18 protein-coding genes and 2 tRNA genes are annotated in these 20,268 nt (G+C 70.3%); 9 read left to right on the top strand and 11 right to left on the bottom strand.

The window, feature by feature from the left end:
* Positions 1-229 precede the first annotated feature (229 nt).
* From AB0J40_RS44850 to AB0J40_RS44840, 3 genes are all read right to left on the bottom strand, one after another.
* Entirely contained in the window at positions 230-1,462 is a 1,233-nt protein-coding gene (locus AB0J40_RS44850; protein ID WP_364466316.1) for an aldehyde dehydrogenase family protein, read from the bottom strand.
* Between the two features lie 54 nt (positions 1,463-1,516).
* Positions 1,517-2,203 carry a M50 family metallopeptidase gene (locus tag AB0J40_RS44845; protein WP_364466320.1) on the bottom strand — a complete coding sequence of 229 codons (687 nt, stop codon included), beginning with the start codon at positions 2,201-2,203 and terminating at the stop codon, positions 1,517-1,519.
* A gap of 492 nt (positions 2,204-2,695) precedes the next feature.
* Positions 2,696-3,598, bottom strand: coding sequence for a DNA-3-methyladenine glycosylase 2 family protein (locus AB0J40_RS44840; RefSeq protein WP_364466314.1), 903 nt, complete (start codon positions 3,596-3,598; stop codon positions 2,696-2,698).
* A gap of 143 nt (positions 3,599-3,741) precedes the next feature.
* On the opposite strand from AB0J40_RS44840, the gene AB0J40_RS44835 reads away from it, so the two are divergent.
* From AB0J40_RS44835 to AB0J40_RS44825, 3 genes are all read left to right on the top strand, one after another.
* Entirely contained in the window at positions 3,742-4,494 is a 753-nt protein-coding gene (locus AB0J40_RS44835) for a methyltransferase domain-containing protein (protein WP_364466312.1), read from the top strand.
* A 39-nt stretch (positions 4,495-4,533) separates the two neighbouring features.
* Complete coding sequence (locus AB0J40_RS44830) at positions 4,534-5,856, top strand: M20 family metallopeptidase (RefSeq protein WP_364466310.1); 1,323 nt, start codon at positions 4,534-4,536, stop codon at positions 5,854-5,856.
* Positions 5,857-5,954: 98 nt separating this feature from the next.
* Positions 5,955-7,004 carry a trypsin-like peptidase domain-containing protein gene (locus tag AB0J40_RS44825; RefSeq protein WP_364466308.1) on the top strand — a complete coding sequence of 350 codons (1,050 nt, stop codon included), beginning with the start codon at positions 5,955-5,957 and terminating at the stop codon, positions 7,002-7,004.
* Positions 7,005-7,120: 116 nt separating this feature from the next.
* Here the strand turns inward: AB0J40_RS44825 and AB0J40_RS44820 are convergent, their stop codons facing one another.
* Entirely contained in the window at positions 7,121-7,498 is a 378-nt protein-coding gene (locus AB0J40_RS44820; RefSeq protein ID WP_364466306.1) for a DUF3224 domain-containing protein, read from the bottom strand.
* 64 nt (positions 7,499-7,562) lie between these two features.
* Positions 7,563-9,095 (bottom strand): helicase HerA-like domain-containing protein, encoded by a 1,533-nt coding sequence (locus tag AB0J40_RS44815; protein ID WP_364466304.1) that lies wholly within the window; start codon positions 9,093-9,095, stop codon positions 7,563-7,565.
* A gap of 102 nt (positions 9,096-9,197) precedes the next feature.
* Here AB0J40_RS44815 and orn point away from each other — a divergent pair, with 102 nt between their 5' ends.
* The 3 genes from orn to proP all read left to right on the top strand — a co-directional run bounded on the left by orn (position 9,198) and on the right by proP (position 11,555).
* On the top strand, positions 9,198-9,806 hold the full coding sequence (gene orn, locus AB0J40_RS44810; protein ID WP_364466302.1) for an oligoribonuclease: 609 nt from the start codon (positions 9,198-9,200) through the stop codon (positions 9,804-9,806).
* A gap of 77 nt (positions 9,807-9,883) precedes the next feature.
* Positions 9,884-9,959: transfer RNA gene (locus AB0J40_RS44805), tRNA-His, on the top strand.
* A gap of 171 nt (positions 9,960-10,130) precedes the next feature.
* A complete protein-coding gene (gene proP, locus AB0J40_RS44800) occupies positions 10,131-11,555 on the top strand; it encodes a glycine betaine/L-proline transporter ProP (RefSeq protein WP_364466300.1) in 1,425 nt (474 codons plus the stop codon).
* Here proP and AB0J40_RS44795 read toward each other — a convergent pair.
* Complete coding sequence (locus AB0J40_RS44795; RefSeq protein WP_364466298.1) at positions 11,552-12,736, bottom strand: Ig-like domain-containing protein; 1,185 nt, start codon at positions 12,734-12,736, stop codon at positions 11,552-11,554. The two genes, proP and AB0J40_RS44795, sit on opposite strands and share 4 nt — an antisense overlap.
* A 166-nt stretch (positions 12,737-12,902) precedes the next feature.
* On the opposite strand from AB0J40_RS44795, the gene AB0J40_RS44790 reads away from it, so the two are divergent.
* The 3 genes from AB0J40_RS44790 (at position 12,903) to AB0J40_RS44780 (ending at position 15,252) form a co-directional block, all read left to right on the top strand.
* Positions 12,903-12,975 (top strand) — tRNA-Lys (locus AB0J40_RS44790).
* A gap of 568 nt (positions 12,976-13,543) precedes the next feature.
* Positions 13,544-13,900: a hypothetical protein gene (locus tag AB0J40_RS44785; protein ID WP_364466296.1), complete on the top strand. Its 357-nt coding sequence runs from the start codon at positions 13,544-13,546 to the stop codon at positions 13,898-13,900.
* A 50-nt stretch (positions 13,901-13,950) separates the two neighbouring features.
* Positions 13,951-15,252 carry a hypothetical protein gene (locus AB0J40_RS44780; RefSeq protein WP_364466294.1) on the top strand — a complete coding sequence of 434 codons (1,302 nt, stop codon included), beginning with the start codon at positions 13,951-13,953 and terminating at the stop codon, positions 15,250-15,252.
* Between the two features lie 8 nt (positions 15,253-15,260).
* Here the strand turns inward: AB0J40_RS44780 and AB0J40_RS44775 are convergent, their stop codons facing one another.
* From AB0J40_RS44775 to AB0J40_RS44755, 5 genes are all read right to left on the bottom strand, one after another.
* Positions 15,261-15,938, bottom strand: coding sequence for a response regulator transcription factor (locus AB0J40_RS44775; RefSeq protein WP_364466292.1), 678 nt, complete (start codon positions 15,936-15,938; stop codon positions 15,261-15,263).
* Positions 15,935-17,236, bottom strand: a complete 1,302-nt coding sequence (locus AB0J40_RS44770; RefSeq protein ID WP_364466290.1) for a histidine kinase — start codon at positions 17,234-17,236, stop codon at positions 15,935-15,937. Before AB0J40_RS44770 ends, AB0J40_RS44775 begins: the two co-directional genes overlap by 4 nt.
* 46 nt (positions 17,237-17,282) lie before the next feature.
* Positions 17,283-18,122 (bottom strand): ABC transporter permease, encoded by an 840-nt coding sequence (locus AB0J40_RS44765; protein WP_364466288.1) that lies wholly within the window; start codon positions 18,120-18,122, stop codon positions 17,283-17,285.
* A complete protein-coding gene (locus AB0J40_RS44760; RefSeq protein WP_364466286.1) occupies positions 18,119-19,060 on the bottom strand; it encodes an ATP-binding cassette domain-containing protein in 942 nt (313 codons plus the stop codon). Before AB0J40_RS44760 ends, AB0J40_RS44765 begins: the two co-directional genes overlap by 4 nt.
* 145 nt (positions 19,061-19,205) lie before the next feature.
* A complete protein-coding gene (locus tag AB0J40_RS44755; protein WP_364466284.1) occupies positions 19,206-20,033 on the bottom strand; it encodes an LLM class flavin-dependent oxidoreductase in 828 nt (275 codons plus the stop codon).
* Between the last annotated feature and the right edge of the window lie 235 nt (positions 20,034-20,268).

The following is a 20,268-nucleotide window of genomic DNA, read 5'->3' as shown; positions in this document are numbered from 1 at the left end:
GGGGTGGTTGCACACCTACAATTACCACCGCGGCCACACCGCACTCGGCGGCAAACCACCCGCCAGCCGCGTCCCCAACCTCACAGGGCACTACATCTAGCCCGGGGACGCGGGGAGTGCCGCGGCTGCCCGGCTTGTGCTGTCCGGGCAGCCGGTTGTCGGCACCCTGCCGAAGGCCACCGGCCGCGCCAGTCTCAACCTGGCGGCGGCCGCTTACCGCGGCTCGGGGTCAGGCCGGGAGGACCGCGTACTGGCGGACGTAGAGGTCCGTGTACGTCACCGGGCCGCGGGGGCCGGGAACCTTGTCCAGGTTGATGCCCGTTTCCGGGACCGCGAGCAGCTTGAAGCCGTCGAGGAGGCGGGTCGGGGCGTTCCAGAACACGCCCGTGCCGGTGTAGCCGTCGAAGAACGCGTCGGCGGCCGACGTGTCCTCCGTCGCGATGCCCGCCGCCAGGCCCGATGTCTGCTCGTTGGCGATCTCGACCGCGTCGGCGAGGGCGCCGACCTTCGCCACCGTCACCGTCGCCTCGCGGTCGGAGTCCAGCGCCCACTCGTAGCCGATCGCGTGCTCGTGCGGGGCCAGCGACGGCGTGACCCCGCGCTCGGCCAGCGCCTCGGCGATGCCGGGCCAGACGTCGTCGTGGATGCCCTCGTGGATGAGCAGCAGGTTCAGCCGGTTGCACACGCCCAGCCGGTCGAGGCTCGCGTAGACGAGGTCGCGCACCTTGGTGACGTCCGCACCGCGGTCGACGTACAGGACGCCGCCGCCGTCGGCGTGGGCGAGCGTGCGCACGCCGTGGACGGCCGCCTCCGTGGCCAGCGCCCGGGTGCTGTCGCCGCTGCCGCGCAGGATCACCAGCGGGACCAGGTTCGGCAGCCGCACCAGCGCGGACGCCGCCTCGCGCTCCACGCGCGGCACCAGCTGGACGCAGTCGGCGTCGATGCCGGCCTCGGTCAGCGCCGGGGCGATGACGACCTCTCGCAGCCGCTGGGCCGAGCCGAGCGCGGCCGAGCCGGTGCGCAGCACGCCCGCGTTGCGCGACTTGACCAGCTGCGACGCCACGTCGACGGTCACGTTCGGCCGCGCCTCGTAGTTCGCGCCGATGACGCCGACCGGGCGTCGCCGCTCGACCAGCTTCAGGCCGCCGTCCAGGGTGGACACGTCGACCGAGCGCTCCTGGTGCGGGGCGCCGGCGAGCAGCCGCAGCTGCTCGGCCATGCCGGTCAGGCGCTCGGGGGTGATGGTGAGCCGGTCGAGCAGACCGGCGCTCATCCCGTCGGCCTTCGCGCGCTCGACGTCGGCCTGGTTGGCCTCGAGGATCTCGTCACGGTGGGCGAGCAGCCGCTCGGCCATCCCGGTCAGGGCGGCGTCGACGGCTTCGGCACTCGCGGCGGCGAGCGACGGCGCGGCCAGCTTCGCCGCCCGTGCGCACTCCTCCACGGCCTTGGCGACCTCGTCCATCGTTCGTCTCCCTCCGCGCGGACCTGCGGAGACCAGTTTGCCGCATGGGCGTGGCTAGGCGGCCACGGGCTCCAGCAGCCACAGCCCGCCGGCGATCAGGCAGCTGATCGTCGCGACGGCGAAGACCAGCACCCACAGCACCGGCGGCACCGCGGTGAGCCGGCCCAGCTGGTCGGCGTCGGAGTCGCGGGCCTGGCCGCGCCGCCGCTTGACCTGCAGCTCGACCACCGGCCGCACGCCGCCGAACAGCAGGAACCACGTGACGAGGTAGCTGAACGGAGCCTGCACCTCGACCGGCGCGACGAACGCGACCAGCGCGAGCACGACGGCGCTGACGACGACGGTGAACACCCCGTAGGCGTTGCGCACCATCACCAGCACGCCGAGCAGCAGCAGCGCGATGAGGCCGAGGACGGTCCCGACCAGATCGGCGCCGAGCAGGCTGGCGAACAGCAGACCCAGCACGGACGGCGCCAGGTAGCCGGCCATCGCGGTGAAGGCCATGCCCGGCCCTTCGGGCTTCCCGCGCGAGACGGTGACGCCGGAGGTGTCCGAGTGCAGCTTGATGCCCTGCAGCCGGCGCCCGACGAGCACGGCGGCCAGCGCGTGCCCGGCCTCGTGCACGATGGTGACGCCGTTGCGGGCCATCCGCCACGGAGTGCCACCGACGAGCACGACCAGCAGCGCCACCCCACCGGCGACGAGCGTGATCACGGCGGGGGTCTGGGCCTGCTCGAGCAGCGACGGAGTGGTGGCGGCCGCACGGAGGGCAGCACCGGCGCCGGCGCGGGCCGGGTTATCGAGCGCGAGTTGAACGGGCGAGCTCACCCGGACACCTCACCACAGGCGACATCTGGCTACGGTGAGTCCCCACGGGTCGCGGTTTCGCGGCTTCGGGTAAGGGGCGATGTGGTCCCTTTCTCGAGTTTGATCGGCGAGGTGGGCTTCGGCGGGGCGCGGAGGGTGGCCGGCCGGCGGGTGAGACGCGATCCTTGGTGGGCGCAGCCCACGCGAGGCGACCGGGCCGGGCGCTGGAACCGGGCGGGCCGCGGACCGGCGGCGCCTGCTCACCAGCAAGCGACTCGCGCCTCGGCAGGCGCGGCCCCGCGCAGGGTGAGCGGGCGCCAGAATCGGGCCGGTGCGGGCAAGCGGTACTCATCACCAAACAAGCGGTACTCATCACCAAATCAGCCGCTGGAACCGCCGACCCCGCCAGACAAGTCGCCCGTCAGTTCATCGGGACTCCCTCATCCGCGCCTCCCCCTCCACTCTGAACAGGAACGATGCCCAGCTGCGAAACGGCGCCCACGCTTCGGCGATCTCCGCCAGTTCCTCCACGCCCGCGTCCGGGAGGTGGTACGCCTCCCTCATGATCTCGTGCAGGCGCGTCTCCGCTCTCGGGAACACGTCCGGGTGGCCCGCGCCGCGGATCAGGATCAGCTCTGCGCTGAACTTGCCCACCCCTGGCAGGACTTGCAGCTGTTTCAGCGCCTCCTCCGCCGGCATCGCGCGCAGGGACGCCGCGTCGAGGAGGCCGTCGGCGGCCGCCTCCGCTATTGCTCGCAAGCGCTGCATCTTCGCCCCGGACAGGCCCGGCAGGTACTCCAGCTTCGCCAGCACCGCGGGCGCCGGGAACGACGTCAGGACGTTGCCGCCGACCTCGACTTCCGTTCCGTGGCGCTCGGCCAGGCGACGGCGCAAGCGGACCGCCTGCGTCATCCAGATGCGATGGCTCAGCACCGCCCAGCACGCCGCTTCGTACGGGGAAGCGAACAGCACCGGGCGCAGCCCCGGATGCAGCCCCTGCAGCAGGGACACCACCGGGTCGCGGCCGGCGACCTCGCGGAAGCCGGTGCCGTCGATGTCCAGTGAGCACATCCTCCGCACCTGCGTCACCACCGCCTCGGCCGACGACGGCGGGCCGTGGACCTCGACCGACACCTCGCCCGGCGATCTCTGGCGCAGCACCGCTCCCACCGGTGTCCACTCGCCCTCGAGCGGGAACGCCACCCGGAGCGCGCCGGCTTCCACTTCCGGCTGCCCGGCCGGCGCGAAGCCGGTCAAGAACCTCGCCGCCGCGGCCAGGTCGAACTCGCCCTGCACCGTGATTTCGCTGCCCAGCATGGGAATCGTCATCTCTCCTCCTCGGATCGGGACCTCGCCTGCGACGCTAGGCCGGGGCACCGACAATTCCGGGGCTCGAACGCCTGAGCCAGCCGATTGTTCACTCGATCGAGTGCAGCAGATTTGACATACTGCCGGTATTCGAGAGGAGCGCAATGCCGACGAAGACCGCGACCGAACGCCTCGAAGCCCTGCTCGAAACGCCCGCGAAGACCGGCGACGGCTACCTCGACCTGCTGGGCACCGCCGCGCAGGCCGGCCCGCCGACCGGCCTCACGCAGCGCCTGATGCGCACCACCCTCCTCCCGCAGGTCTACGAGCGGTACTGGCGCCCCGCCCTCGGCCGCGCGCTCAAAGGCCCGTTCGGACCGAGCATGGCCGGCGAAGTCCGGCTCGCGACGAAGCTCCTCGCCCTGGAACCGGGCGGCACCGCGCTCGACGTCGCCTGCGGGACCGGCCGGTTCACCCGCGCGTTCGGCGCCACCGTCGGGCCGGCCGGGCTCGCCGTCGGCCTCGACGGCGCGCGCTCGATGCTCGACAAGGCCGTCGCCGAACCCGGCCCGGACTCCGTTGTGTACCTGCGCGCCGACGCCGTGCACCTCCCCTTCAAAACGTCCACTGTGGACGGTATCTGCTGCTTCGCCGCCCTCCACATGTTCGCCGAGCCCGAGACCGCCTTGGACTCCTTCGCGCGCGTACTGAAACCCGGCGGCCGGATCGTGCTGCTCACCAGCGCGCGCCGTAGCTGGCAACCCGCGCGAATCGCGGAAACCGTCGGCGGAATCCTGAGCGGGCAGCGGATGTTCGACCGCGGCGAGATCGCGGCAAGCCTGCGCGCCCGTGGCTTCACCGGGATCACCGAGCGGTATGCGGGCGTCACGCAGATCGTGGCGGGCCGGCTGAGCTGAGCACCGCGGATTGTCGGTGCCGCCGGTTAGCATCGCCCCATGACCCACCACGAGCCCGTCCCGCCCGACGACAGCTACCTGCGTTCCCTGGTCGAGGCCACCGCCGACGCCGTCGCGGCCGCCGAACCGCTGTCCTCGCCGTACACCGGCGCGGACGAGGCGACGCGGGCCGAAGTAACCGCCGCGGTCGAGCGCAGTTCACCCGATCTGGTGGCGTTGAGCCAAGATCTGCACGCCCATCCCGAAGAAGGGTTCGCCGAGCACCGTTCGGTACAGGCCCTGGCGGACCTCCTGAAGCGCCACGGCCACGAAGCGACCGTCGGCGTCGGCGGGCTCGACACCGCGCTGCGCGTCAGCACGCCGGCGCAGGACGGCCCGCACATCGCCGTCCTCGCCGAGTACGACGCGCTGCCCGGGCTCGGCCACGCCTGCGGCCACAACGTCATCTGCACCACCGCCGCGGGCGGCTTCCTCGGCGCGGCCACCGTCGCCGAGCGGCTCGGCGGCCGCGTCAGCCTGATCGGCACCCCGGCCGAAGAAGGCGGGGGCGGCAAGGAGATCCTCGCCCGCGCCGGCGTGTTCGACGACGTCGACGCCGTGATCATGCTGCACCCGTTCAGCCACGACATCGCGCTGCACCCGTTCCTCGGCCGCCGCCAGCTGGAGATGGTCTTCCACGGCGTCGGCGCCCACGCGAGCGCCCAGCCGTTCATGGGCCGCAACGCCCTCGACGCCGCCGTCGCCGCCTACCAGGGCGTTTCCGCGCTGCGCCAGCAACTCCCGCAGAGCGACCGCGTCCACGGCGTGTTCACCGACGGCGGCGCGCGGCCGAACGTCATCCCGGCGCGGGCCGCGCTGCTGTTCTACCTGCGCTCCCAGTCCCCCGACACCCTGCGTGACCTCGCTGCTCGCATGACGTCGATCGCGGAAGGCGCGGCGGCGATGACCGGCTGCGGGGTCGAACTGATCTGGGACGCCCAGGCCGCGTACCTGCCGATCCGGTTCAACACCGCGCTCGCCGGGCGCTGGACGGCCAACCAGCTCGGCACCGGCCGCAAACCGCTGCCGCCGGGCATCGTGCCGGAGTCGCTGACCGGCTCGACCGACCTGGGCAACCTGTCCTACCGGATGCCGGCGCTGCACCCGATGCTCGCCGTCTCGGGGCCGACGGTCGCGTTGCACACCAAGGAGTTCGCGGCCGCGGCCGGTTCGGAAACCGGCGACGCCGGAGTCCGGGACGGCGCGTTGGGACTGGCCCTGACCGCCGCCGACTATCTGGGCGACGCCGAGCTGCGGCAAGCGGTGCACGACGAGTTCGAGGCGGCGGGAGGTGCGCTGGACGTACCGTCGTTCTTCGCCTGAGGCCTGAGGATTTCCTGAGTTTTCTCAGCTGATTCTTCTCAGCAAAGCCTGAGGTATTTCCACAGGCTGCTCACAAGCACGGGCGCGAACCTTGTTCCATGACCGAGAACGAGAGTCGGCCCGGCCCCGCCTCACCCGGTGGGCACCAGCCGCACCAGAGCACCCAGCAGTACGGGCCGTACGCGCAGCAGCAGCAGCCGCAGCCGCCGCACTACGGCTACCAGCACCAGGCCGCGCCGAACCCTCTGTTCACGCACCAGCCGACGACGGGGCAGGCGCCCACGGCGCTGAAGACCAAGCCGCGCAAGGGCGGCCGCGTCGCGATGTTCGTCAGCGCGACCGCCCTCGGCGCCGCGCTGGTCGGCGGGGTCGGCGGCGCCGCGATCGTCGGGCTCACCACGAACTCGGCCGACGGCGCGACCACGTCGGTCAGCACGCCGGCCGCGACCGGGCAGACGGTCGCCAACTCGACCGCCTCCGGTGACGTCAGCGCCGTCGCGGCGAAGGTGACGCCGAGCGTGGTCCAGATCAACGTGACCACCAACGAAGGCGAGGCCATCGGCTCCGGCGTCATCCTCACCTCGAACGGCCGGATCCTGACCAACGCGCACGTCGTCGACGGCGCCCAGAACGTCGTGATCACGACGTCCGACGGCAAGAAGTACCAGGCCAACGTGGTCGGCGCCGACACCAAGGCCGACATCGCCGTGGTCCAGGCGCAGAGCGCCAGCGGCTTGACCGCGGCGACGCTGGGCGACTCGAGCAAGCTGGTCGTCGGCCAGCAGGTCATCGCGATCGGCTCGCCGGGCGGCCTGCAGAACACCGTGACCACCGGCATCGTCAGCGCGCTCAACCGGAACCTGTCCGACATCGGCGAGGGCCAGCAGCAACAGCAGTCGCCCTTCAGCCGCACATCGAACCAGTCGCAGAACTCGCCGAGCTACACCGCGATCCAGACGGACGCCGCGATCAACCAGGGCAACTCCGGCGGCGCGCTGGTCGACGCCCAGGGCAACGTCATCGGCATCAACTCGGCCCTCTACAGCCCGACGGCCTCGGCCAACGGCTCGGCGGGCAGCGTCGGGATCGGCTTCGCCATCCCGATCAACGACGCCAAGAAGATCGTCGACCAGATCGTGAACAACTAGGACGCGGACGGGCCGTGGTCGGGGCGGTCCGTCCCACCCGCTTTCGGGGAGCGGGGAATGCCGCGAAGGCCGTTTCGAGAGTCAATCGGGGGCTCTCGAAACGGCCTTCGTGCTGTTCAGAGGCGGTAGGTCAACGTCAGCCGGTGGTCTTCGCCGTCGATCTCGATGTCCGCCTTCCCGGTGATGCCGGTCAGCTCGCCCGTCCCGGATCCGGGGAGGATCGTCACCGTCATGCCGGACTCCTCGTCGGCCGTGTGGTGCAGGACGAAACTGCCCTTGCGTCCGTCGACCGCGACCTCGAGCCGCTCGAAACCGACGTACGCGCGCGAAGTCGCGTTGTTCGCCGTCAGGAGCTCGACCTTGCTGGTGCCCTCGACCGCCCCGGTGAACGTCTTGGCGATCGCCACCCGGCCGAGTTCGGTGCCCGCGAACTCGTCGGTCGCCTGCGGCTCCCACTGGTCGACGGTGAACGACGCGGTGGCGGTGCTGGTCATGGTGATCCTCTCTTCGGTGTGAGACCAGTCTGCCCGCCATACCTGACAGGTTGCGTCAGGTTTTTCAGCGCCTTCGATTGCCGAACAGGCCGCGCGTGATCTCCCGGCCCAGCGCGCTCGCCGCCGACCTCATGAACGACTTCACGGCCGGGTTCTTCATGGCGGACTCGAGGAAGCCCGGCTCGTCCTTCGCGGGAGACGCTTCCGGAGCGGCCTCGGGCGACGACGGCGCGGGCGCGGGCGCGGCGGCGACCTTCGCGGCCAGCTTCTCGTACGCCGACTCGCGGTCGATGGTCTCCGAATACTTCGCGTGCAGGTCCGACGAAGACACCGAAGCGGCGACCGCCTCGTCGCCGATCGAGCCCATCTTCGACCGCGGCGCCCGCAGCCGCGTCCACGCCACCGGCGTCGGCGCGCCCCGCTCCGACAGCACCGTGACGATCGCTTCGCCGATGCCCAGCGACGTCAACGCCGTGTCGAGCTCGTAGAACTTCGTCTTCGGGTAGGTCTTCACGGTCTTGGCCAGCGCCGCCTGGTCGTCCGGGGTGAACGCCCGCAGCGCGTGCTGGATCCGCGCGCCGAGCTGCGAAAGCACGTTGTTCGGGATGTCCGTGGGCAGCTGCGTGCAGAAGAACACGCCGACGCCCTTCGACCGGATCAGCTTCACGGTCTGCTCGATGCGTTCGAGGAACGCCTTCGACGCGTCGTTGAAGAGCAGGTGGGCCTCGTCGAAGAAGAAGACCAGCTTCGGCTTGTCGAGATCGCCTTCCTCGGGCAGCTCCTCGAACAGCTCGGCCAGCAGCCACATCAGGAACGTCGAGAACAGCGCCGGCTTCGACTGCAGGTTGTCCAGCTCCAGCAGCGTGACGACGCCCTTGCCCTCGTTCTGCCGCATCAGGTCGTGGACGTCCAGCTCGGGCTCGCCGAAGAAGTCCTCGCCGCCCTGGGCTTCGAGGTTGGACAGCGACCGCAGGATCACCCCGGCCGTCGCGGCCGAGACGCCGCCGATGCCCTTGAGGTCCTCCTTGCCCTCGTCGCTGGTCAGGTGCGTGATCACCGACCGGAGGTCCTTCGTGTCCAGCAGCGCGAGGCCACGCTGGTCGGCCCAGTGGAAGATCAGCCCGAGCGTCGACTCCTGTGTCTCGTTCAGGCCCAGCACCTTGGCCAGCAGCACGGGCCCGAAACTCGTGATCGTCGCCCGGATCGGCGAACCCTTCCCGCCGGTGCCCAGCGACAGGAACTGCACGGGGAAGGCCGTGCCGGCCCAGTCGTCGCCCAGTTCCTGAGAGCGCTTCGCCACCTTGTCGTTCGCCTCGCCGGCCGCGGCGAGCCCGGACAGGTCGCCCTTCACGTCCGCGAGCACCACCGGCACGCCCGCCGCCGACAGCTGCTCCGCGACCAGCTGCAACGTCTTCGTCTTGCCCGTCCCGGTCGCGCCGGCCACCAGGCCGTGCCGGTTCAGCGTCGCCAACGGCAGGCGAACCGCGGCCGCGGCGTCGGCCTTGCCGTCGATCACCACCGCGCCGAGCTCCAGCGCGGCACCCTCACTCGCATAACCGGCGGCGATCTCACTCGCCGGCGACCCCTGCTCGGTCACTCGCAGCTCCCCGATCGTGTGTCCTGGACCACACTCGGAGCGTAACGCGCCGTACGCGCAGGTAACGCCCGTCGTATCCCCGTGTCGGGTTAGGGTCACCAGGTGACCGACCGCCTAGTCTGGATCGACTGCGAAATGACGGGGCTCGACCTCGGCAAGGAAGCGTTGATCGAAATCGCCGCCCTCGTCACCGACGCGGAGCTGAACGTGCTCGGCGAAGGAGTCGACATCGTCATCCACGCCGACGAGGAAAAACTCGCCGGGATGCCCGACGTCGTCCGCGAGATGCACGCCCACTCCGGCCTCACCGAAGAAGTCCGGCGCTCCACCGTGACCCTCGAGGAAGCCGAACGCCGCGTTCTCGAGTACATCCGCGAGCACGTCCCCGAGTCGGGCACGGCGCCGCTCGCCGGCAACTCCATCGCCACCGACCGCGGCTTCATCGCCCGCGACATGCCGGACCTCGACGCCTACCTGCACTACCGCATGGTCGACGTCTCCTCCGTCAAGGAGCTCGTCCGCCGCTGGTACCCGCGGATCTACTACGCCAAGCCGGAGAAGGGGCTCGCGCACCGGGCCCTCGCCGACATCAAGGAATCCATCGGCGAACTCGACTACTACCGGCGCGTCGCCTTCGTGCCGCAACCCGGCCCGACCAGCGACGAAGCCAAGGCTGTGGCCGCTGAAGTGCAGGAACAGCACCAGAGGTAACCCCCTGCAATCCGCTTGAGGGCACCCGCTACGATTGCTGGCAGCAAGGTGATCGCAAGTGGATCCCCTTGGCGATGGTGGGCGTAGCTCAGCTGGTAGAGCACCTGGTTGTGGTCCAGGAGGTCGCGGGTTCGAAACCCGTCGCTCACCCCATCACCCCGGCATGGTCAGGGCCTTGCGGCCCTTCCCGGTGTCGGGGTTTCGCCTTTTTGTGGGGGCCGAGCCCCCACGCCCCCGCCGGGGGCTCGCCCCCGGACCCCCGTCCCGTGTGGTCGGGTCGGTGGCAACCCTCACGTCCGGATGGCTCAGCGTGCGAGCCGCCGAATGCCGGTGCACGGTGTTCTGGTGGCACGCTCAGGACCGAAGCTCAGGCGCAAGAAGAAACTGCGGTACGAGGACATCACCGTTGTCGACCAGTCGCTGCTCAAGCGCGCGGTGGGGGCCGCCGCGCTCGGCAATGCCATGGAGTGGTTCGACTTCGGCGTCTACGCCTACATCGCCGACACCATCGCCGAGGTCTTCTTCCCCGCCAGCGTGTCGCCCGGCGTCCGGCTGATCGGGACCTTCGGCGCCTTCACCGCCGCCTTCCTCATGCGCCCGCTCGGCGGGCTAGTCTTCGGCCCCCTCGGCGACCGGATCGGACGGCAGAAGGTGCTCGCCGTCACGATGATCATGATGGCCATCGGGACCCTCTGCATCGGGCTGATCCCGTCGTACTCGAGCATCGGGGTCTGGTCACCGATCCTGCTCGTGGTCGCGCGGATGGTGCAGGGCTTCTCCACCGGCGGCGAGTACGGCGGCGCCACCACGTTCATCGCCGAGTACTCGCCCGACAAACGACGCGGGTTCATGGGGTCCTGGCTCGAGTTCGGGACGCTGTCCGGGTACGTGCTCGGGGCGTCCGTCGTCACCGGGATGAAGACGTGGGTCCCCCACGAGACGCTGCTCGACTGGGGCTGGCGCGTCCCGTTCCTGGTCGCCGGGCCACTCGGGATCATCGGGCTCTACCTGCGGCTCAAGCTCGAAGAGACCCCCGCATTCCAGAAGCACGCCGAAGAAGCGGAGAAGCGCGGGCGAGCGGGCGAGCCGTTCTGGAAGATGTTCACCGAATACTGGCCCGCGCTGCTCATCTGCGTCGGTCTCGTGCTCGTGTTCAACGTCACCGACTACATGCTGCTGTCGTACATGCCGACGTACCTGTCCGAGCAGCTGCACCTCGACGCCACGCACGGCCTGCTGCTGATCATCGTCGTCATGGTCGTGATGATGCTGCTCATCATGGTCGGCGGGCGGATCACCGACCACGTCGGCCGCAAGCCCGTCATGATGGCCGGCTGCGTCGGGTTCGTCGTGCTTTCGTGGCCGCTGATGCTGCTCGTGCACGACGGCGGGCTCGTCGTCACGTTCCTCGGACTGATGGGTCTCGGGCTGCTGCTGCTCTGCTTCGAGGTCTCGATGCCCTCGGCGCTGCCCGCGCTGTTCCCGACGGCCATCCGGTACGGCGCGCTGTCGATCGCGTTCAACGTCTCGGTGTCGCTCTTCGGCGGCACGACCCCGCTGGTGATGCAGTCGCTGATCTCGGCGACCGGCCACGACTTCTGGCCGGCCTGGTACCTGATGGCGGCCGGCGTGGTCGGCGCCGTCGCGGTGTTCTTCAGCCGCGAGACGGCGAACCAGCCCCTGTGGGGCTCGGGCCCGTCGGTCGCGACGGAGGCCGAGGCACGGGAGCTGGTCCGCAACTCGGGTTAGTTCCCGGCCGTGCGCCACTCGTCCCAGGACAGCTGCCAGACGCTCCAGCCGTCGGTCGGCTCGAGCTTCGGCCCGCCGCTGTTCCGGACGGTGACGACGTCGCCCTTCTTGGACGTGTCCATCAGCCACTTCGTGTTCTCGGTCGAGAGGTTGAGGCAGCCGTGGCTGACGTTGCTGTGGCCCTGCTGCCGCACCGACCACGGCGCGGAGTGGTAGAAGATGCCGCTGTAGGACAGGCGCACCGCGTACTGCACGAAGGTGCTGTAGCCGCCGGGCGCGTCCTCGGGCACGCCGTAGGTGGCGGAGTTCATGGTGTAGCCGGTGTGCTCGCTCATGACGGTGTAGGTCCCGGCCGGGGTGTTGTGGCCGGGCTTGCCCATGGAGGTCGGCATGGTCTTGACCTCCTTGTCGTTGATCGTGACCGTCATCTGGTGGGTCTGGCCGTCCGCGACCGCGACGAGCTTGTCGCCGACCGCGGCGGTGATCGTCTTGTCCTCGCGGCCGTAGCTGCCCTTGCCGAGCGCCTTGCCGTAGACGGCCGCGTCGACCTTGATCTTCGTGCCGCTCTTCCAGTAGTCCTTCGGCCGCCAGGTCACCTGCTTGTCGCCGGACCAGCGGAAGGCGCCCTCGGTCGCCGGCTCGGCGGTGACCTTGAGCGCCTTCTCGGCGGCGGCCTTGTCCGCGACGTTCCCGCTGAAGGTGAAGATCAGCGGCATCCCGACGCCGACGGTCTCGCCCTCCTCGAGGTTCACCGAGACGCCGAGCTGGCGCGCGGGCTTGACGGTGGTGAAGGACGACTCCTGCGTCACGGGCTTGCCGTCGGTGCCGGTGGCGGTCGCGGTCAGTTTGTAGGTCTTGTTGTAGCCGAGCGGCTCGGCGGAGTCCCACCCCGAGCCGTCGGCGCGCGCCTTCCCGGCGACGACCTTGCCATCGGCCCCGGTGAGCGTGACGGCCCCGACCTTCCCATCGGCAACGGTGACGCTGACGGGCTCCCCGGGCGCGACGTCCTTCGCATCGTTGGCGGGAGTGAGCGTGAGCGCGGCCGCCTTCACCGGGGCGGGCGGTTTGCTCTGGGACGACGTCGGCGCCGGCGGTTCACCCGATGGGCTACTGCTGCAGCCGGCCACCGTGAGGCCGATCACCCCCGCGGCCAAGAGCCGCCGCACCCCCGAAGTCGTCATGCGCACCTGCCTGTTTCGCCGTGGATGTCCGACTACAGTGTGCCCGACCAGCCCCGACGCGGGTGCGGCAACGTCCGAACCCGGGTTGGGGACCCCCCGTGAAACGGCCTCCGAACCGGGTGCTAATCTTTTCCACGTCGCCGAGGGAAACCTCCGGCAGACACCGGCGCCATTAGCTCAATTGGCAGAGCAGCTGGCTCTTAACCAGCGGGTTCGGGGTTCGAGTCCCTGATGGCGCACCCCCAACACCCCAGGTCTGATTCTCTTCGGCCTGGGGTTTTGTGGTATCCGGAGTCAGTGCTTCCGCTTCCTCTCTGTCCTTTGTGGTCTCCTGCGAGCCCGGGGGGAGCCCGATAGCGCACGCCGGGTGCAACGCTCAGCCCTGGTCGGGGTCGGCCGGGAGCAGACGGGTTCGCCCGTCGCTGAAGTCTGCGTCGAGGGCGTCCACCAGGCCCGGGTGAACCGGGCTGAGTTGAGCGTCGCTGCGCTCTGACCGACGGCGATGAGCGTGATGGTCGTCCGCTCAAGCCCATGCGGTGGCCGTGAGATGCGAGGCCATCGCGAGGAGGACCGCCTCGATGTCGTCCGCCACGTCGCCGGCCACGGTGGTCATCGGACTCCGCCTTCGCACATCCCGGACCGACGCGAACTATGCGCACTTTTCGCCATCGGATCCCCATGCGGCTTTCCCGATATTTCTCCCGATTCGGGCCGGCTTCGAATCACTCCTTTGCCGGAAAGACTGTTGATCAGGTGCGGAGCTAGCCTTGTTCGCGCTGCGATGGCCACTCGCAGCCAGGGGGGAACATGAGCTCGCACCGGCAAAAGGTCAGAGTTGTTCCGGCTTCATCGGTTCGTGACGTCCGGCGCTTGACGCCGGTGGCACGCGCCGAAGGGCTGACGGCTTTGCAGTGGAACTTCGTCGGGCGCACCGATGACGATCTGAGCCTGACCTTCGTCGTCGATCTTTCGGGGCAACGGGTCAGCAGCGTTGTGGGCGCGCAGGTGACCGAGGACGGCGACAGCGTCACGGTGGCGATCCTCGGGTTCTGCGCGACAAGCGAGTCCGACCGGGTGGCGAGCGCGCGGTACGGGGAGTACATGATCGACCTCGCCGGCCCGCTCGCCGGCCGGACAGTCGTCAATCCAGCTTCATCGCTCTGACTCGCTCGGTTCTCCCGTCGGCATCACATTCCATGCAACGAGGAGTTCACTTGAGATACCCAAGATATCTCGCAATTGCCGCCCTGCTGTTCGCCGCGAATGTTCCGACGGCAGCAGCCTCGACCGCGACAACAGGAGCCATATCCTTCGACGAGCTTCGAGCCACGATCAACGCGTCACCTCAGGCATACGGGGATCCTTTCTACGACGAAGCCGGCAACACTCTGCACGTGACGGTGGCGCACCCTGAAGCCACGAAAGAGGGGCGAGTTCTTCGTGCCTCTCGCATAGCCAATGGCGAAGCACTGGGCGTACGCGGAACCGTCGGCGTCGAGGTCGACACCGTGAAGTACAGCCACGCCGATCTCAAACGAGTCGTGGACCGGATTCCGACCGTGCAGCCGTGGGCGTCCGACGTCAAGGCAGTGCTGGCGACCTGGGGCATCGATCCGAAGGCGGACAAGGTGCAGGTCGGCCTCACGCGGGTGACACCCGATATCGCGAACGAGGCTTCGGCGCTCTTCGGGGACAAGGTCGAACTCGTCACCCGTTCCCGGGACAAGAGCGCCGACAAGGTCACCAAGCTCGCGAGCCCACCCAAAATCGTCAAGGTCGCACCACAGGGCAAGCGGGGTTTCGCGCCGGCGGCGGCGGGTCCGCCGCTGGTCGACTCCGAGCCCTACATCGGCGGCGACCGCATGTGGCGCGAATTCAACGTGGCCGGCGAGGAGGAACTCGAGGAGTGCACGGCCGGCGGGATGTGGAGCAACGGCGCCGATGCCATGGCATCCGCGGGACACTGCAGTCAGCCCAACATCAACTGGACACAGGGCTATTACGACCAGTCCACCAACACGCTCTGGGAGACCGGCCCCATGGGCTTCGTCTTCGTGAACGCGTTCAGCGAGGGCGGATCCGACTCCCTGTTGCTCGATGGCGGCAACTACGCCCCCGACGTGTGGAGCAGCGCCAATGGCGCGCTCGAGGTCACGCCCGTGACCGCCGTCGCGACGGTTACCGCCCAAGGCGTCCCGGTTTGCTTTGACGGATCCTTCTCCGGCACCCGGTGCTCGGGGCGGGTCACGATCCCGGATCAATGCTCGATCGTCGAGGGACCGAACCCGGAGACGGGAATTCCCACCCAGGTGACCGTGTGCAACCAGACCCGGGCGACTTCACCGACGCCGATCGTTCAGTACGGCGACAGCGGTGGCCCGGTTTTCCTGGATCTCGGAACGAGCGGCGCCGCCGCACTCGGCGTGATCTCCGCCCTCAACGACAACGGCAATACCGGTGTGTACGCGAACCGGACCGGAATGATGGCCCACTTCGTCGGCGACTTCGTCATCTGAGCACCCGGTCAGCCGGGTGCGTTGGGGTGGGTCAGGCCGAGGTCGTAGGCCAGGATCACCGCTTGGATGCGGTCCCGGGCCCCGATCTTCGCCAGCACCCGGCCGACGTGGGTCTTGACCGTCGACTCCGACAGGACCAGGCGTTCGGCGATCTCACCGTTGGTCCAGCCGTGGCCGATCGCGACCAGGATCTCCTGTTCGCGATCGGTCAGGGATCGCCAGCGTGGATCCGTCGGCTCCCGGGGAGCTGCCGACCCCGCGGGCAGCCGGTGGGCGTAAGTGTCGAGCAGCCGGCGGGTCAGCGCGGGGGCGATGACAGCGTCACCGCCGGCCACGGCACGGATCCCGGCCAGCAGCTCCTCCGGATGGGCGTCCTTGAGCAGGAACCCGCTGGCTCCCGCCCGCAGGGCGGCGTAGGCGTACTCGTCCAGGTCGAAGGTGGTGAGGACGAGGACGCGGGAGCGGCCGCCGGTGGCGAGGATCCGGCGGGTGGCTTCGATGCCGTCCATCCCCGGCATCCGGATGTCCATGAGGACGACGTCGGGGCGCAGTTCCGCGGCCCGCCGCACGGCCTCGGCCCCGTGCGCGGCCTCCCCCACGACCTCGGTGTCCGGAGTGGCCTCGAGCAGCATGCGGAAGCCGAACCGCTGCAGTGGCTGGTCGTCGACGATGAGGACGGTGGTCACGCGGCACCACCCGCGGCGCCGGGCAGCGGGGTGATGTCCAGGACGGCCTCGACGACCCAGCCGCCGTTCGGCGCGGGACCCGCGGTGACGGTGCCCCCGTAGAGGGCGGCGCGTTCGCGGATCCCGGCCAGCCCGTGCCCCTCCTCCACCGGCGGCGCGAGCTGCCGGGTGCCTTCGGGCCGGCCGGTGTCCTGCACGCGGACACGCAGCTCCGCGTCCGCGGCGGCGACCAGGACGTCGATGCGGGTGCGCGGCCCCGCGTGCTTGAGCGTGTTGGTCAGTGCCTCCTGGACGATGCGATAGGCCATCAGCTGCACTCCGCGGTCGAGGGTGTCGAGGTCCCCGGCCGAGCGGTGGACGACCTCCGGCCCGGCGGCGCGGAACCGCGTGCACAGCTCCTCGACGTCGGCGATCCCCGGCTGGGGGTTCAGCTCGGGTGCGTCCGCCCGGTCGCGCAGGACGCCCACCATGCGCCGCAGTTCGCCGAGGGCCTGGCGCCCGGCGTCACCGACCAGCTGCAAGGCTTCCTTGCTCCGCTGCGGGGTGACGTCGGCGGCGTAGGCGCCGCCGTCGGCCAGGGAGATGATGACCGACAGGTTGTGGCCGATGATGTCGTGCATCTCCCGGGCGACGCGAGCGCGTTCGGTGGCGGCGGCCAGCTTGCTGCGCTGGTCGCGTTCGACCTCCAGGCGCGCCGCGCGGTCGCGCAGGCCGGCGAGCTGGGCTCGGCGGATCCGGACCGCCAGCCCGAGCGTGACGGCCGCGGTCACGGCGCTGAGCAGGAAGAACAACGCCTCCGGGAACGACGCCACGGCCGACACCCTGGCCGCCACGGGCAGCAGCAGCGCGATCATGGCCGCGCAGGCCCACGGCAGGTGCCGAAGCCGGCCGTGCAGCGTGACGCTGTACAGGGCGACGAGCAGGGCGACGTCGGCGCGCAGGAAGACACCGAGCGACCACTGCACCACGAACACCGCCGCCGTCATCGCCAGAGCGGCCGACGGGGCCCGCCGCCGCCACAGCAGCGGCAGCAGCAGCCCCGCCTGCAGGGCCAGGGTGCCGCCCACCGGCAGGTGGGTGAACGTGAGCAGCAGCTGGTCCGGGCCCCGGTCGTCCTCCTGGTGCGGGACCAGGTCCGGCAGGCAGAACAGCAGGAACAGCGCGGCGATGACGGCCAGGTCCAGCACCCAGGGACGGCGCCGGTCCGCCTGCCGGAGCCGCTGGCCGAGCCGCGTCAGCCCGGCGACGAGCGGATGCGCCGGCCACGCCGCGGCGTCGGCGTGGTCACTGCTGCTCACGGGGGTCACCTGTCCATCGTGGACGACGATCGCCGACGCGGGGCGCTCAAGCGTCGAACCGGGCCAACCGGACGGCGGCACCGCCCAGTGCCAGCACCGTCCAGCCGAGGAAGACCAGCAGCCCGGCGGTGGGCGCCAGGCTGGTGCTGTCGTGGGTCAGCGCGAACATCGACTGGCCCGCGTTGCTGGGCAGATAGGGACCGAGGTCGGTCTGCCACGCCTTCGGGAGCAGCGAGATCAGGCCCGGGATCAGCATCAGCGCACCGACCAGGACCGAGATGCCGCCCGCCACCGAGCGCAGCAGTGCGCCCAGGGCGACCCCGATCACGCCGATGAGGCCGAGGTACAAGCCGGCGCCGAACAGGCTGCGCACCACGCCCGCGTCCGACAGCGTCATCGCGGCCGGAGTGCCGGCCACGATGCCGCTCCCGAACAGGAACGCGAGGAACGCCCCGGTCACCCCGACGAGCAGGGCGACCAGCCCGAAGACCCCCGATTTGGCCCAGAGCACGGGCAGGCGGCGCGGGACCGCGGTCAGTGTCGAGCGGATCATCCCGGTCGAGTACTCGCCGGCGGCGACCAGCACCCCGAGGACGCCGAGGGCCAGCTGGGCGAAGTTGGTCCCGAACAGGGACAGGCTGACGGCGGTGGCCTGCGCGAAGTCCGGGTCGAGGGGCTGACCGGAGGTGACGTTCGACCGGTAGCGGGCGGCGGAGATCAGGCCGAACCCGACCAGGAACACGAGGCCGAGGCCCAGGGTGATCCACGTGGAGCGCAGCGACCACAGCTTCGTCCACTCCGAGCGCAGGACGTGGCGCCAGGTCACCCGGTAGGCCGGCCGGGCGGGCGCGACCGTCGCGGCCGGGTTCGTGGTCATGGTGCTCATGCCGCCCTCCCGAGCGCGTCGGTGCCGGTGCTGGTGACGCCGTGGTACTCGACGGCGTCGCGGGTCAGGTCCATGAAGGCCTGCTCGAGGGAAACGGTGCGCGCGGTGAGTTCGAACAGCGCGATACCGTGCTCGGCCGCCTTCAGCCCGATGGTGCGGGCGGGCAGGCCGGTCACCTGCAGTTCTTCGGAGCCGCTGCGGCCGGTGATCCCGACGCCCGGGCCGGCCAGGACCTCGCGCAGCCGGGCCGGGTCGGCGGTGGCCACCTGCACGGTGTCGCCGCCGGCCGCACGCACGAGCTCGGCGACGGTGGTGTCGGCGAGCAGCCGGCCGCGGCCGACGACGATGAGGTGCTCGGCGACCAGCGCCATCTCGCTCATCAGGTGCGAGGACACGAACACGGTGCGGCCGTCGGCGGCGAGCCCGGTGAGCAGGTTCCGGATCCAGAGGACGCCTTCGGGGTCGAGCCCGTTGACCGGTTCGTCGAGCATGACCGTGGCCGGGTCGCCGAGCAGGGCCGCGGCGATCCCCAGCCGCTGGCCCATCCCGAGGGAGAAGCTCCCCGCGCGTTTCTTAGCCACGGACTGCAGGCCGGTCAGCTCGATCACCTCGTCCACCCGCCGGCGCGGGATGCCGTGCGTCTGGGCCTGGGCGAGCAGGTGGTGGTAGGCCGACCGTCCCTGGTGGACGGATTTCGCCTCGAGCAGGACGCCGACCTCCTGCAGGGGCGCGGTGTGCTGGGCGTAGCGGCGGCCGTTGACCGTGACCGAGCCGCCGGTCGGGGCGTCCAGGCCGACGATCAGCCGCATGGTGGTGGACTTGCCGGCGCCGTTCGGTCCCAGGAAGCCGGTGACGGTGCCCGGTCGGACGGTGAAGTCCAGCCGGTCCACCGCGGTCTTTTCCCCGTAACGCTTCGTCAGCTCGTGTGCCTCGATCATCGTTCGTCCCCTGTGTACGCGGGCCGGATGCCCCGGCTCGTTCCTGTCCGCAACGGTAGGCAGGGAACACCGGACGACCGTGGTACCGCGGAAGGCATTCCGCCGCGCCGGGTAGTACCGGGGTACGAGTCCGCGGCGGTTGCGGTCAGCGTCCGGCCAGCTCGGCGACGACCGGCGCGAGAGCATCCGCGGCCTCGGCGCCGACCACGAAGTAGGAGAACCCGACCTCCTCACGCCGCCGCTGGATCTCCTCGGCCGCGGCAGCGGGATCACCGGGCAGGAACGCCAGCGAGTCCGCGGCCCGGACGGCGGCGGGGTCGGTGTCGGGACTGGCCATGAACGCGGCGACCGAGTCGCCGACCACCGGCACGTGCAACGCCAGTTCGACACCGCGGCTGTTGTCGAAGCCTTCCACCCGTCGCATCGTCTCGGCCCGCGTCTCGATCTGCGGCATCACGAACGTCACCGTGTCGGCCAATTCGACGGCGAGCGCCTGCGCCTTCGGACCACCCACGGCCATCACCACCGGCGTGTGCCGATCCGGACCGTCGAGGTCGCGCAGCGCCGCGACGACCTCACGCACCTGGCCCAGCCGTTGGCCCGCCGGGGTGGCCGGCAGCCCCAGCTCACGGAGCTGGTCGGCGATCCCGGGCCGGCCGGTGCCGATGCCCAGCTCGAACCGGCCCTCGGTGAGCACGGACAGCGAGTGCGCCTCCCACGCGGTGATCCACGCGGGCCGAACCGGAGACGCGTACACCCAGGTACCCACGTGCAGGTCGGTGATCGTCGCCGCCACGGCGAGCGCCGGGCCCGGTGCGGGCTGCCACTGCGGCACGTCGGGCATCAAGATCGTCGAGTAACCGCTGTCGGCCAGACCACGCAGCCGATCACGCCAGGCCGGCATGTCCGTGGCGATCGGCGCGACGACTCCGAAGCGCAACGGCCTGCTCCCGGGTGTTGTGTGACCCGTCATGGTGAGGCTCCTTCCCCTGCGGCCGGCCTGGTGCCGATCTCCACATCTTCTACGAACGGGTTCCGGTGGATCCGACACAACACGACGAGCAATCCGGCGCGACGTCCACTCGAGGGCCGAGGGCGGTGCCGCCGTCGCGCCGGCTCCGCGGCCGATGACCCGACGAAGGTCGGGATGTTCCGGACGGTGTGACACAAACCCTCACCGTTGAACACTTTCGTACTGGCTTCGACAT

Origin of the sequence: Amycolatopsis sp. NPDC049691, from assembly GCF_040675005.1 — a bacterium.
Classification (GTDB): Bacteria; Actinomycetota; Actinomycetes; order Mycobacteriales; family Pseudonocardiaceae; genus Amycolatopsis.
The sequence above is the reverse complement of the archived record's forward strand: the minus strand, read 5'-3'. Positions and strand labels throughout refer to the sequence as shown.